The sequence below is a fragment of the Tenggerimyces flavus genome (assembly GCF_016907715.1).
Classification (GTDB): domain Bacteria; phylum Actinomycetota; class Actinomycetes; order Propionibacteriales; family Actinopolymorphaceae; genus Tenggerimyces; species Tenggerimyces flavus.
Window position 1 is genome coordinate 1,974,855 of sequence record NZ_JAFBCM010000001.1, and the last position, 13,963, is coordinate 1,988,817.

General features: G+C 70.0%; 11 protein-coding genes. 4 read left to right on the forward strand and 7 right to left on the reverse strand.

The features are described from left to right. Positions 1-74 precede the first annotated feature (74 nt). The 3 genes from JOD67_RS09115 to JOD67_RS09125 all read right to left on the reverse strand — a co-directional run bounded on the left by JOD67_RS09115 (position 75) and on the right by JOD67_RS09125 (position 3,930). Positions 75-1,523, reverse strand: a complete 1,449-nt coding sequence (locus tag JOD67_RS09115; RefSeq protein ID WP_205116993.1) for an Nramp family divalent metal transporter — start codon at positions 1,521-1,523, stop codon at positions 75-77. 131 nt (positions 1,524-1,654) lie between these two features. Further along, complete coding sequence (locus JOD67_RS09120) at positions 1,655-2,905, reverse strand: DUF3326 domain-containing protein (protein WP_205116994.1); 1,251 nt, start codon at positions 2,903-2,905, stop codon at positions 1,655-1,657. Continuing rightward, positions 2,902-3,930 (reverse strand): hypothetical protein, encoded by a 1,029-nt coding sequence (locus JOD67_RS09125; RefSeq protein ID WP_205116995.1) that lies wholly within the window; start codon positions 3,928-3,930, stop codon positions 2,902-2,904. The genes JOD67_RS09120 and JOD67_RS09125 overlap by 4 nt, the downstream gene beginning before the upstream one ends. Before the next feature lie 89 nt (positions 3,931-4,019). Between JOD67_RS09125 and JOD67_RS09130 the strand changes: the two genes are divergently transcribed. The 4 genes from JOD67_RS09130 to JOD67_RS09145 are packed head-to-tail and all read left to right on the forward strand — an operon-like array spanning position 4,020 to position 7,347. Beyond that, a complete protein-coding gene (locus JOD67_RS09130) occupies positions 4,020-4,646 on the forward strand; it encodes a bifunctional 4-hydroxy-2-oxoglutarate aldolase/2-dehydro-3-deoxy-phosphogluconate aldolase (RefSeq protein WP_205116996.1) in 627 nt (208 codons plus the stop codon). Next, positions 4,639-5,583 (forward strand): sugar kinase, encoded by a 945-nt coding sequence (locus JOD67_RS09135; RefSeq protein WP_307782325.1) that lies wholly within the window; start codon positions 4,639-4,641, stop codon positions 5,581-5,583. The genes JOD67_RS09130 and JOD67_RS09135 overlap by 8 nt, the downstream gene beginning before the upstream one ends. Before the next feature lie 31 nt (positions 5,584-5,614). Further along, positions 5,615-6,250: a bifunctional 4-hydroxy-2-oxoglutarate aldolase/2-dehydro-3-deoxy-phosphogluconate aldolase gene (locus tag JOD67_RS09140; protein WP_205116997.1), complete on the forward strand. Its 636-nt coding sequence runs from the start codon at positions 5,615-5,617 to the stop codon at positions 6,248-6,250. Further along, a complete protein-coding gene (locus JOD67_RS09145; protein ID WP_205116998.1) occupies positions 6,247-7,347 on the forward strand; it encodes a sugar kinase in 1,101 nt (366 codons plus the stop codon). The genes JOD67_RS09140 and JOD67_RS09145 overlap by 4 nt, the downstream gene beginning before the upstream one ends. A 131-nt stretch (positions 7,348-7,478) precedes the next feature. On the opposite strand, the gene JOD67_RS09150 is transcribed toward JOD67_RS09145, so the two are convergent. The 4 genes from JOD67_RS09150 to JOD67_RS09165 are packed head-to-tail and all read right to left on the reverse strand — an operon-like array spanning position 7,479 to position 13,841. Further along, positions 7,479-9,974 (reverse strand): SpoIIE family protein phosphatase, encoded by a 2,496-nt coding sequence (locus JOD67_RS09150; RefSeq protein ID WP_205116999.1) that lies wholly within the window; start codon positions 9,972-9,974, stop codon positions 7,479-7,481. Positions 9,975-10,006: 32 nt separating this feature from the next. Further along, a complete protein-coding gene (locus tag JOD67_RS09155) occupies positions 10,007-11,404 on the reverse strand; it encodes an FGGY family carbohydrate kinase (protein WP_205117000.1) in 1,398 nt (465 codons plus the stop codon). Beyond that, positions 11,401-12,849, reverse strand: coding sequence for an alpha,alpha-trehalose-phosphate synthase (UDP-forming) (locus tag JOD67_RS09160; RefSeq protein WP_205117001.1), 1,449 nt, complete (start codon positions 12,847-12,849; stop codon positions 11,401-11,403). Before JOD67_RS09160 ends, JOD67_RS09155 begins: the two co-directional genes overlap by 4 nt. Further along, positions 12,846-13,841 (reverse strand): Gfo/Idh/MocA family protein, encoded by a 996-nt coding sequence (locus tag JOD67_RS09165; RefSeq protein ID WP_205117002.1) that lies wholly within the window; start codon positions 13,839-13,841, stop codon positions 12,846-12,848. The genes JOD67_RS09160 and JOD67_RS09165 overlap by 4 nt, the downstream gene beginning before the upstream one ends. Positions 13,842-13,963: the final 122 nt, after the last annotated feature.

Here is a 13,963-nt window from a genome sequence, read left to right on the forward strand (position 1 = left end):
GGGTCGGGGGCACCCTGGTCCGAACCTATGGGACCAGGGTGCCCCCGACCCAAGCCGGTCAGGCGCGTGGTGGGTTAGCCGCCGGCGGCGAGTTTCTGGATCTGTTGGATGATCGTGATCACGCCGAGCACGCCGAAGAAGGCGGCCGACACGATCACCACCACTGTTCGGAACAGCTTGATCCGGAGCTCCGGTGGTAACGCCTTCTTGTTCATGTAGACGAGCAGTCCGCCGTAGATCGCCATCTGCATGCCGGCCATGCACGAGGAGATCACCAGCATCACCAACGGGGCTTGGGTGAACAGCAGCAGGATGAGGCAGCCGAACGCGGCCATGCCCCACACCAGCCAGAAGTAGATCCGGCTCTCCGACACGTCCGAGCCGCGCAGGTACACGGTCGCGATGACGTCGGACGCCAGCCGGCTGGTGTAGTCGAGGATGCCCAGCGTCGCGGCGAACAGCGAGAACGCGCCGATCACCCAGAACAGATAGCCGAACCAGGGCCCGACCGTCTCCTGCAGCACCTGTCCCTCGATCTGCAGGAAGCTGATGCTGTTCTCCAGGCCGGCCCGGTCGTACACCGTCGAGAACGCCAGCATCGACATGAACACGATCGTGAACACCGTGACGAGGACGAACGTCGATGCCTGCTCGACGTTCGCGAACCGCCACCACGCCTGCCAGCGCGACATCGCCTGCGGCGTCGGCTCGAACACGTACCCCACCGAGGGCGCGGCTTCGGCCTTACCGGTCACCGGACTGACCAGCCGCGGCACGTACTTGCCCATGCCGAAGCTCTTGTCGCGGATCCAGTTGCTCTGGCAGAGGTTCTGCCCGCCACCAGCACCGGCGTACGCGATCGCGCCGAGCATCAACGCGAAGCCCAGCTCGCTCGGCAGCCGCCCGTTCATGACGGAGTTGCCCAGCTCGCGCCACGCGTCGCCATTGATCGCGTAGATGATCGAGATCACGATGAACAGCACGATCGCGCCAACCTTGACCAGGATCACGCGCTCCAGCGCGGTGTAGACGATCGGCGCCAATGTGAGGATCGCGGCGCAGACCAGCAGGATGACGATCGCGATCACCTGGACGTTGCCGCCGGTGATGTAGGTGATCATCGTCGCCGAGCTCGTTGCCCAGCCCGGCCACATGTTGCCGAGATAGGTCATCACCGCGAAGACGAGACCCCAGTGCTTCCAGTAGCGACTGAAGCCGGTCAGCGCTGTCTCGCCGGTCGCGAGCGTGTACCGCTCGATCTCCATGTTCAGGAACCATTGGACGCCGACACCGATCACGGCGCCCCACAAGAAGATCAGCCCAACCTGTGAGGCGATGTACGGCCACAGGACGAACTCGCCGGACGCCAGTCCGACTCCCGCGCCGACGAGTCCCGGGCCGATGATCCGCATCCACCCCGTCGGAGCAGGTGGAAGCTCCCGGATTTCGACGCCAGGAAGATTTCTGGTGTTGAGCGTGGGGGTGAAAGCCGCTCCACCGCTCGCACTCTGATCTACTGCCATGCGCAGGTCCTCCCGATTCACTGTCGGGGGCTCAGGTGAGTTGCCCAAGTGAAGCGGTCCGGTTGTCGAGTGGTCAAGGCCACCTTGGCGGTGTGCCGTCAGATGGAACTTCCCGCCATGCGGTCAAGTAATCAAAATTCAGTGACCAAATCAGTCGGATGGGAAAGCGCTGCCCAGCTCACGCCGGCGCGCTGGGCGGCGACGTACGCGACGGCGTCCGCGTAGCCGTCGACCACCACGGTCGACGGCAGCGCGAGGACATCGGCGCCGATCCCGACGGTCGTGGCGTTGCCGCGAACGGCGATCAGCGGAACGCCGAAGTCCGCGGCTGCGATCGCGGGAGCCCCACCAGCACAGGAGAACGGCACGATCACCGCCGTCAGATCGGCCACGCCGATGCCGGTGGCGGCCGACGGCGTGAAGCGCAAACCTTGAAGCACACAAGGAAGTCCGGTGCCCGAGGCAACCTCCGCCGCGGCCCGCGGGTCGATGATCTCGTCACGCTGGCCGACGCCTTCGACGAACGCGGGCGCGTGCGCGCACGGCAGCCCGGTCTGCCAGGTGACCGCCCGCGAGATCAGCGCCTCGATCGCGCCGACCGGGTTCGGGCCGTGGCCGTCGTAGTGGGCGAAGACCGCCTCCGAGCCGGCGCCGGTGATCGCGGACACGCCGGCGATCACCTCCGCGCCCGCGCCGACGACCGAATCCACCGCGGCGAACAGCACCTCGGGGTTGTCGACCGTCCCGACGAAGTGCCCGACGGCCGATCGCTCGGTGCGTACGCGCACCTTCTCGGCACACGTCGCGTACGCGGCGATGTCGACGCCGCCGACCGTACGCATCGCGTTGACCGCGTTGACCAGCCGGCGGTGCAACGCAGGCGGGAGCTGATCCAAGACCACGCCGACCCGAGGAGGACGTGGCCGGCGGGCGAGCCGGACCCGGCCGGCGAAGAACTCGTCCAGCGTGAGCCCGTCGACGTAGAGCGACCGGTCGCCGCCGGTGTAGAAGTCGGCCGCGTTCACGACGTTCGGGTGCACGATCACGGTGTCCGCGACCGACTCGAGCACGCGGGACCACGGCCCGGCGTCGCCGAGGAAGCCGCCGACCTCCGCGCCGACCCCGGTGGGGACGACCATCGCGACGTGCGTGCCCGGCGTACCACTCGCCGGATCGGCCGTCCGCGCGACCTGGCGGGCCGGGCCGGCGTCCTCGGCAGTGGCGAGCTCGAGGGTGAACGTACGGTCGTTCGCCGCGACGATGCCCCAGCGGAGGACGTGCGACCCGCCGGCCCCGGCCTTGGCGACCTCCGCGCGAGCGAGGTCGAGGACCGGCTCGGCGGGCGTCCGGACGACCTCGGTCAGCCTGGTCGCGAGTCTCATGGCTCTTCGCCCTCGCCGGCCTGGGCCTGGGCTTCGGCTTCGAACGCCGCGAGGCTCTTGCTGCCGCTGCGTAGCGCGTCGACGATCTCCTTGAACTTCCTTGCCTGCTGCGGGTTGCGGAAGTACCAGGCCGCGGTGAGCTTGTTCTCGTCCCCGAACGTCAGGGTGGTGCCGATGACCTCGCCGTCGTCGACCATGGTGAAGTCGTCGCTCACGTCCGCGGGGAAGCGGAAGAACGGGTCGGCGTCCTTGATGTACACGTAGATAGAGACGTTCCGGACGCGACTTTGGCGCCGCATTTCCTCGACCGCGTCCTGGGTGATCTCCTCGCGCCGGTTGTAGACGAAGATCCGTTCGACCTTGGCCTTGCCGGTGGCGTGCGCCGCGAGGAGCCGGTCGCCGAGCGTGCTGCGCCAGGTGGCCTGGTACGCGCTGGCGCTGGTGGAGACGACGTTGGTCTGGGCGCTGCGGTAGAGGTCGAGCAGCAGCCGGTGGTACTCCTCGCCGCGGGTACGGAACGTGCCGTCGCGCCACTCGCTGACGCGGTCGCGGAAGCCGGCGAGGTGCCGGAAGATCATCTTGCTGAAGACGTCGTTGTCGATCTTGAGCGCGCTCTGCAGCCCGAGGCTGACTTCGCGCAGCGCTGAGTCGAACCGCGCGTCGCCGGGCTGGATGGCGACGGAGTCGCGGACCTGCTCGAGCTTCGGACCGAGCTGCTGAACGGTCTTGGCCACGGTGTCGAGCTGCTGCTGATTGGTATCGAGGTTTTCCTGCAAGTTTCGGAGCTGGCGATACCGTTCGAACGCCAATTGGCCGCCGACCAGGCCGAGCAGGAGCAGCGTGATCGCCGGGATCTTCTCCCGGAGCCCGCCCGCGCTGGTCGGGTCGAGCACGTCGAACATGTCGAGGACGGCGATCACGATGCCGCCGAGAACGACGGCCGCGACGGTGAGGATCTCGAGCACGTCGAGCCAGCGCCGCCCCGGGGGTCTGGGTTGGTTGCCCTGGCCGCTCGCTGTCGTCACGTTGCGCCGCCCCTCCGCAGCTCGCCGATCTGGTGTCCAGGATGCTCCGACACCAGTGATGCTCTGTCAAACGATCTAGGCTCTGCGTCGTGGAGCTCTCTCAGGCACTGGAGGACTGCCCGGCGATCGCGATCCTGCGCGCGTCCTCGGCGGACCGCTTCGGCGAGGTCACCGACGTGCTGGTGGACGCGGGCCTGCGCGCGGTCGAGTACACGCTGACCACACCAGGTGTGCTGGCCGCGCTGTCGGCGTACGCGAAGCGCGCACCCGACGTCGCCCTGGGCGCGGGGACGGTGACGACGGCGGACGAGGCGCGGCGTGCGGTGGAGGCCGGCGCTACCTACCTGATCACGCCGGCGGTGTTCCCGGAGGTGCTCGAGGAGGGGGCGCGGCTTGGGGTGCCGGTGCTGCCCGGCGCGCTGACACCGACGGAGATCGTGACGGCCTGGCGTGCGGGGGCGGCGCTGGTGAAACTGTTCCCGGCGTCGCTGGGCGGCGTCTCGTACCTCAAGGCGGTCCGGGCGCCGCTGCCGGACATCCCGCTGGTCCCGACCGGCGGGGTGGATCCGGCGAACGCGGGGGAGTGGCTCGCCGCGGGAGCTGCCGCTGTGGCGGTCGGCAGCCCATTGGTCGGCGACGCGTGCTCGCCGTCCGGTGACCTCGGCGCGTTGGCTGCTCGGGCAAAGGTCCTCGTCGGGAGCGTGCGCCGTGGCTGACGTCGTCACGCTCGGCGAGACCATGGCGCTCGTCGCGGCGACCGGGACGGGGCCGTTCGCGGTGGGATCGCCGGCGCGGATCTCGTTCGCCGGGGCGGAGTCGAACGTCGCGATCGGGCTGGCGCGGCTCGGGCACGCCGCGGCTTGGGTCGGGCGGCTCGGCGACGACCCGTTGGGGCGAGTCGTGGTGGACGGGTTGCGGGGCGAGGGCGTGGAAGTTTCCGGCGTTCGCCTCGAAACTTCCGCGCCGACCGGGCTGATCCTGCGGGAGCACCGGACGGCGGACCGGGTGCGGGTCAGCTACTACCGCAAGGGGCTGGCCGGGTCGCTACTGGCGCCGGAGGACGTGCCGGCCTCGGCCGTTCGGGAGGCGCGGGTCCTGCACGTCACCGGCATCACGCCGGCGCTGTCGGAGTCGTGCCGGTCGGCGGTGCGGCACGCGGTCTCGGTGGCGCGGGAGGCGGGCGTACGGGTGTCGCTCGACCTCAACTACCGCGCGAGCCTGTGGTCGCGCACGTCCGCCGCGGCCGAGCTGGCCGAGTTGGTGAAACTTTCGGACGTCGTTTTCGCGGGCGTCGACGAGGCGGCGCTGGTCGTCTCGGGCGGGTTCAACGAGCAGGTGGCGGAGCAGCTCGCCTCGCTCGGGCCGCGCGAGGTCGTGCTGAAGCTCGCCGCGGAGGGCGCGATGTCGTACGTCGACGGCTCGGCCACCACCGCGCCCGGCCTGTCCGTGACCAGCGTCGACCCGGTGGGGGCGGGCGACGCCTTCGTCGCCGGCTACCTCTCGGCGCTGCTGGACGAGCTTCCCCCACTCGACCGTCTCCGCCGCGGCAACGCCTGCGGCGCCTTCGCCGTCTCCGTCGCCGGCGACTGGGAAGGCCTGCCACGACGGGACGAACTGGCCACGTTGGCCAGCTCGGACAACGTCGGGCGGTGACGGGGAATCCGCTTTCCCTAGGATGGGGTTCGTGGTCGACGTCACCGAATACTTCGCCAGGACTCGACTCGTTCCGGTGGTCGTGCTGAACGACGCTGCCGGGGCGGGACCGCTCGCGGATGCGCTGGTGGCGGGAGGGTTGAGGACGGCCGAGGTCACGTTCCGCACCGATGCCGCCGTCGCGGCGATCGAGCGGATGGCGGAGCATCCGGAGATGCTCGTCGGCGCCGGGACGGTGGTCACGCCGCAGCAGGCGGACGAGGCGGTCGCGGCCGGTGCCCGGTACATCGTCAGCCCTGGCTTCAGCTCGCGCGTCGTCACGCACTGCCTGCAACTCGGCATCCCGGTGTTCCCCGGCGTCGCGACCGCGACCGAGATCCAGATGGCGCTCGACGCGGGCCTCGACACCGTGAAGTTCTTCCCCGCCGGCCAGCTCGGCGGGCCGGCGTCGGTGAAGGCGCTGGCGGCGCCGTTCCGGAACGTCAAGTTCGTCCCGACCGGCGGCGTCACGACCGACAACCTTGCCGACTACCTCGCGATCAAGGCCGTGCTCGCGGTCGGCGGCACCTGGATGGTGGCGCCGGACCTGCTCGAGGCCGGCGACTGGGCCGAGGTCACCAAGCGCACGGCCGCCGCGGTCGCGGCGGCGAAGGGAGAGCAACAGTGAGCCTGGAGATCCGCCCTGCCAGCGAGTGCCGCTACGACCTGGTGTCGCTCGGCGAGATCATGCTGCGCCTCGACCCCGGCGAGCTGCGCGTCCGTACGGCACGGGAGTTCCGCGCGTGGGAGGGCGGCGGCGAGTACAACGTCGCCCGCGGTCTGCGGCGTTGCTTCGGCCTCAGGACGGGCGTCGTCACGGCGTTCGCGGACAACGAGATCGGCCGGCTGCTCGAGGATCTGATCCTGCAAGGCGGCGTTGACACCACGTTCGTGAAGTGGGTGCCGTACGACGGAATAGGCCGCACCGTAAGGAACGGAATCAACTTCACCGAGCGCGGCTTCGGCGCTCGCGGCGCCGTCGGCACCTCTGACCGCGGCCACACGGCGGCGTCCCAGCTGAAGCCGGAGGATGTCGACTGGGACCACTTGTTCGGCACCCTCGGCGTCCGCTGGCTGCACACCGGCGGCATCTATGCCGCGCTGTCCGACACGACGCCGGATGTGATCGAGGCGGCGCTGACCGCGGCGCACGACAACGGGACGATTGTCTCGTACGACCTGAACTACCGGCCCAGCCTGTGGAAGTCGATCGGCGGCAAGGAGCGCGCGCAGGAGGTCAACCGCAAGCTCGCGCGGCTCGTCGACGTGATGATCGGGAACGAGGAGGACTTCACTGCCTCGTTGGGATTCGAGGTCTCGGACACCGACGAGAACCTCACCGATCTCGACGTCGGCAACTTCCAGCGGATGATCGAAGCCGTGACGAAGGAGTACCCGAACTTCAAGGTCACCGCCACCACGCTGCGCGGCGTACACAGCGCGACCGTCAACGACTGGGGCGCGATCGCCTGGTCGGCGGATGCCGGCTTCGTGCAGGCGACGCACCGCCCGAAGCTGGAGATCCTCGACCGCGTCGGCGGCGGCGACAGCTTCGCGTCCGGACTGATCTATGGCCTTCTAGAGAAGGGCGATCTCGCGGTCGCGGTCGAGTACGGTGCCGCCCACGGCGCGCTCGCGATGACCACGCCAGGCGACACCTCGATGGCCAACCTCAAGGAAGTCGAGGCCCTCGTCGGAGGGGCCGGAGCCCGCGTCCAGCGCTAGCGGGTCACGCTCACCGGCACCCGGGCCAATGATCATGTAAACATGATCATTGGCCCCTTTACGTGGGGTGGGCGCCAGGTAGAGGGCCTGCTGGCCGTGTGAGGTGAGTGCGAGGCGGCGGGGAAGTCTCGCTAGCGGACGATACTCACCGGGAGGGCGTGCTCGCACCAGACGGTCTTGCCGCGTTGGGTACGGCGCCAGCCCCATTCGGTGGACAGCAGCCGGACGAGCTGGAGGCCACGGCCGCCCTCGTCGTCGGCGTCGGCGTTGACCTCGCGCGGCGGTACGGCCGTTCCGTCGTGAACGTCGACGATCACCGCGCGCTCGCTCTGGCGCAGCTGCAGCCGAACGGGAGGCCGCCCGTGGCGTAGCGCGTTCGTCACCAGCTCGTCCGCTGTCAACACGATGTTGTCAAGCAGATCGCCGGAAATCCCCCACTGCTGCAGGGTTTCCTCCACCTTGGCCCGAGCCAAGGGTACGGCCTGTACGTCGTTCGGCAACGTCACCGACAGCTCGCCGGTCGTCGGGTCGTCGGTGATCGTCCGAGCCCGAGCGAACAGGACTGCGACATCGTCGTCGTAGTCGTCGTGGGGCTTCAGCTCGCGCAGGATCGCGTCCGCCATCGACTCCAGGTCGCCCGATGCGCCGGCCAACGTCTCGATCAGCTTGTCGATCCCCGCGTCAATGTCACGTTGACGGTGCTCGACCAAGCCGTCGGTGTAGAGGACCGCCAACGTTCCAGGGGCGAACGACACCACGTGCTCCGGCGCCGCGTACGAGCCTACGCCGAGCGGCAGCCCGATCTCGTGGTCCAACCGCCGTACCCGACCGGGCCGATCCACAAGCAGCAAAGGCAAATGTCCCGCGGACGCGTACGTCAACGTCCCGCGCCGGGAGTCGAACACCCCGTACACACAGGTGACGATCTCCGCCTCGCCGAGATCCGACACCACCCCGTCGAGAAGTTCGAGCATCTGCTTCGGTGGCAGATCCAGCCGTGCGTACGCGCGGATCGCCATGCGCAGCTGACCCATGAAAGCGGCTGCCTGCAGGCCGCGGCCCATCACGTCGCCGATCACCATCGCCGTACGCCCGGGCGTGATCTCGATGACGTCGTACCAGTCGCCGCCGGCCTGGGTGCCCATGGTTCCCGGCCTGTACCGGATCGCGATGTCGAGATCCTTGGACTCGAGCGGACTCTTCGGCAACAGCGAGGACTGCAACGTCACCGCCGCCTGCCGTTGCTGGCGCTCGACCGCCTCCAGCTCCCGCAAGCTCTGCTGGGCTTGGCGATACAGCTGCGCGTTGTCGATGGCCTGCGCGGCCCGCGTCGAGACCTGCTGGAGTAGCGCGACGTCCTCGTCGACGGTCGACGAACGCCCTTCCTGTCCCGGCCCTTGCAGCGTGAGCACACCGATCACACGGCCGCGGGTGATCAGCGGCAGGGTCACGAAGCTGCTTCCACCCGTCGCCTCGAGGACGACCCGACGAGCCTTCGGGTCGTCGTACATCTCCTCGAGGATGGCCTCCGTGGTCTCCGGGATCACGACCGGCCGACCGGTCCGCACCGACTTGATCGCCGGATGGTTCTCGCGCTGGGATCCGGACAGGTCGAGCATCTCCTGCACCAGGTTGGTGCGGAACTGCTCGTCCTCGCGGACGTGCACGCGGTTGAGCCGGCGCCCGTCCCACATGTCGAGGATGCAGAACCGCCCGAACTCCGGGACGACCAGATCGGCGACGGTCTCCAGCGCCATCCCGACGTCCAGCGTCGAGGCGAGCCGGCTTCCGGCGAGCGCCACGAACGCGAGCCGGTCGCGGACCCGTTCGAGCTCCTTGCGGGCCGCCTGCTCGGCTTCGAGCAGCAGCGCCCGTTCGTCCTCGACGCGCCGCCGCGCGGTCACGTCGACCACGGCGAGCCCGGCCCCGAACGGCGTCGCCGTGCCCGGCTGCCAGGGGTAGAAGTTGCACAGCCAGGTGCCCTCGGGCGCGCCAGGCGTGGCCGACATCGCCCGCAGCTCCTGGCCGACGACGGGCCGGCCGAGGCGGGTGACGCGCCACAGGTTCGGTACGAGCGTGTCGGCGAGTTCCGGCACGGCCTCCTCGGGCCGCTTGCCGAGGTGCTCGGCGATCGGCCGGCCGGTCATCCGGGCCAGCGCCTCGTTCACGCGGACGAACCGCAGCTCGCTGTCGAAGAACGCCAACCCCACCGGTGAGGCGGTCATCAGCGCGTCCAGCAGGCTCGCGGTCTCCGAGACCATCCGCGCGGTCGTGACCTCTTCGATCGCGAACATCACGTTGCCCTCGGGCTGGACCGTTCGCGCCCGCACCGCGCAGACGATGGACTCGCCGTCGCGGCGGAACAGCGGGTAGTGGCCCTCCCAGGTGCCCTCGTCGCGGATCAGCGCGAAGCCCCGGACGGTCTCGTCGGGGTCCGCCGTCGCGATGCCGAGCGTCGAGGCGTCCTGCCCGATCACTTCGTCGGCGGACCAGCCGAGCAGGCTCTCCGCCGCGTCGTTCCACATCCGGATCCGGCCGGCTCCGTCCACGACGACGACCGCGCAGGGGACGAGGTGCAGCATCGCCGACAGCAGCTCGCTGTCCGGCGTCTGCGGACCCACCGTCACTCCGACCCACCCCTCGCTACGCGTGTGAGTCCTCAGTGTGGCTGATCGAGACCGTTTCTGAGGGCGTCATAGCGAGATCGGGCCGCTGCCATCGCCTTAACATCGCCCGGATCGGGACGTACGATCTCCACGGGGCGGTCCACTGCGAGGTTCAACGCGAGCGCCGCGGCGCCGCGGGCGCCGACCTCGGGGTCGGACGCGAGCAGGACCGGGCGGTCCAGCGTGGCCGCGAACGTACGCCGCCACCACGGCGACGCGTGCGTCGCGCCGCCGCCGAGGACGATCTCCAGCCGCCGGCCGAACGCCTTCTCCAGCAGTTCCGCCGCCCGAGCCACCTCGATCGCGACACCCTCCAGCGTCGCCGCCAGGAACTCCTCCGCGGAGGTGTCCAGCGACAGCCCGTACACCAGCCCGGACCCGGCCGGGGCCGATCCGGGCGGCCGGCTGCCGGCGTGCAGGGGTACGGACAGCAGCCCGCTCCGCCCGGGCGCGACCGTCGGCTCAGCGTCCTTGTCCAGGCCGAGCAACCGCACGGCCCACGCGTGCAGCACGCCGCCGCCGGAGAACGCGACGCCGGTGACCAGGCGTTCGGCATCGACGCGGTAGCGCCAGGCGCCCCAGGGCAGGTCCGGCGCCTCGTCGCCGCCGTGAACGACCCGCAGCGCGGCCGACGTCCCCACCGTCACCGCCAGCGCGTCGGAGGTCGCGCAGCCGGCGCCGAGGTTCGAAGCCGCGCCGTCGCCGAGGACGGGCTGCCAGTCGGCGGTGGCGAGGGCGGGCCAGCGCGCGGCCCACTTCGACGCGAGCCTGCCAGGGGCGTCGGAGATCGGCGGCACCTCGTTCTCGGCGAGCCCGGCGATCGCCAGTGCCTCGGCGTCCCAGTGGCCGGCGCCGACGTCGAGCAGCCCCGTTCCCGAGGCGACCGAGAGCGAGGTGCTGTCGTCGCCGAGCAGCACGCCGCGTACGTAGTCCGGCAGCCCGCGGAAGCGCACCGCGCCGGCCACCGACGAGCGGACGAACGGCGCCTTCGCGGTCCAGTAGAGCGGGTGCACCCACGCGCCGGTCCGGCGGTGGAACGCCTCCGGATCGGCAGGCTCCGACGGCGCGGGCGCCCGCGTGTCGAGCCAGGTCAGCACGGGTGAAGCCGGCCGCCCGTCGGCGGAGATGGCCAGCACCGAGTGCCACTGCGACGACGTCGCGACCACCGAGATCCCGTCCAGCGACCCCGCCGCGGAGAGCTCGTCGAGGCACTCCACCAGCCCCGCCACGTACACGTCAGGATCGACCTCGGCGCGACCGTCCTCGTCCTGCTGCGGCTCGACTGCCCGCCGCGCCAGCAGACCCGGCAGCGGAGCGGCGGACGCGTCGCACACCAGCGCGCGTACGGAGGACGTTCCGAGGTCGAGTGCCAGCACCCGACCTCCGGTCACAGCTCGGGCCTTCCGGCCAGCTTCTCGAGGAACGTATTGGCCCACCGGTCGACATCGTGCTCGGCCAGGTACCTACGCATCGCCCGCATCTTCCGGCTCGCCTCCCGTGGTTCGACGCGGACGGCCTGCAGCAGCGCCTGCTTCAGCCCGTCGACGTCATACGGATTCACGAGCAAAGCCTGCCGCAACTCGTCCGCCGCGCCGGCGAACTCGGACAGGATCAGCGTGCCGGTGTTGTCGTACCGGCAGGCGATGAACTCCTTCGCGACCAGGTTCATCCCGTCCCGCAAGGGCGTCACGACCATCACGTCGGCCGCGCGGTAGAGCGCCGCGAGCTCGGTGCGGACGAAGGAGTTGTGCAGGTACGTCATCGCCGGCCGCCCGATGCGGCCGTGCGCGCCGTTGACGCGGCCGACGAGCAGCTCGACGTCGTTCCGCAGTGCCTTGTACTCCTCGACGCGCTCCCGGCTCGGCGTCGCGACCTGGAGGAACGTCGCCTCCTCCGGACTCAGCTCGCCCTCGTTCAGCAGCTCGAAGAACGCCTTGATCCGTTCGCCGATGCCCTTGGTGTAGTCGAGCCGGTCGATGCCGAGGAACACCTTGTCCGGGTTGCCGATCTCGTCGCGGATCTCCTGCGCGCGGGCTTCGGTCTCCGGCCGGCGCGCGATCTCCTCGAGCTCGGCCATGTCGATCGAGATCGGGAACGCGCCGGCGCGCACGATCCGCCCGTCGGCGAGGATCGCGCGGTCCGCCTGGGTCTGGTGGCCGAGCATCCGGCGGGTCAGTCGCAGGAAGTTCGCCGCGGCACCCGGCCGCTGGAAGCCGACCAGGTCGGCGCCGAGCAGCCCGCGCAGGATCTGCCGCCGCCAGGGCAGCCGGGCGAACAGCTCGTTCGGCGGGAACGGGATGTGCAGGAAGAACCCGATCCGCAGATCCGGCCGCAGCGCGCGCAGCATCTCCGGAACGAGCTGCAGCTGGTAGTCGTGCACCCACACGACCGCGCCCTCGTCGGCGACCTCCGCGGCGGCGCGGGCGAACCGTTCGTTCACCTTCGTGTAGGCGTCCCACCACTCGCGGTGGAAGACCGGCTGGGCGATCACGTCGTGGTAGAGCGGCCAGAGCGTCCCATTGGAGAAGCCCTCGTAGTACTCCTCGACGTCGTCGCTGGTCAGCTGCATCGGAATCAGGTGCATGCCGGCCTCGTCGAACGGCTCCTGCCGCTCGTCGCCGTCGTCGGAGCTGCCGGACCAGCCGATCCACGCGCCCTTGTTGGCCCGCATGACCGGCTCGAGCGCGGTGACGAGGCCGCCGGGGCTGCGGCGCCACCGTACGGTCCCGTCGGGGTCGGTCGTCTGGTCCACGGGGAGGCGGTTGGCCACGACGACGAAGGCGCTCTTCATGGCGGGCCGGCGTTTGGGCTTGTCGGGCGCGACTCCAGGCGTCATCGCACGTCCTCGTCGTTCGGGTACCGGACACCGATCTGGTCCCGGACGGTGTCGAGAACCTCCATCACCGCGAGCGTGTCCGCGTGGGTGACGAGCGGGCTCTCGACGAGTCCTGCAGCGAGACACCGAGCAACCTCGAGTGCCTCGTACGTGTAGCCGACCCCCAGCAGCTCGACCGTGACCGGCTCCGGGTCCTTACCCGGCCGGTGCACGACGAACCGGTTGGTGTCGTGGAAGCTGCGGTCCAGCTCGACCCAGCCCTCCGTGCCGGCGAACGTCGCCTGGCCGGGCAGGGTGGCGTCGAGGCTGCCGACGCAGGTGGCGACGGCGCCGCTCTCGTACCCGAGCAGCACGCCGACGCTCGCGTCGACGCCGGTCGGCGCTTTCGCCGCGGTGGCGTGGACGGTTTGTGGTGCGCCCAGCAGGTGGTGGGCGAACGCGATCGGGTAGACGCCGACGTCGAGCAGTGCGCCACCGGCGAGGTCGGGGGCGAAGAGCCGGCCCTTGGGGTCGTACTCGGCGACGAACCCGAGCTCGGCCTTCACCTGCCTGGGCTCGCCGAGGTCGCCGCTGTTGACCAGGTCCTTGAGCCTGAGATGGAGCGGGTTGCAACGCATCCACATGGCTTCCATGAGGAACGTGTTGTTGCTGCGCGCGAGGTCGATGAGCTCCTTGGCCTCTTTGGCGTTGACCGTGAAGGCCTTCTCGCAGAGGACGGGTTTGCTCCGCTCGAGCGCGTACCGCGTGGTCTCGAGGTGGTCGGAGTGCGGCGTGGCGACGTACACGACGTCGACGTCCGGGTCGTCCACGACCTCCTGGTAGCTGCCGTACGCGTTCGGCACGTTCCAGTGCAGCGCGAACCTCTCGGCGCGGCGCTTGCTGCGCGACCCGACCGCCACGACCTCGTGGTCGGGCAGGAGGCCGAGCTCTCTTGTGAAGACGCCGGCGATGTTGCCGGTAGCGACGACTCCCCAGCGGATCCGCCGCGACATCGGCGCCCCTTTCTGCCCCCGAGTTCTGCTTCCCTGTGCCCTGGTGTCCCCTGCCACGCTACCCGGCAGTCACGACGACGAACCGGCGCCGAATTGTGATCGACCGGTACCGGCCTGTGACC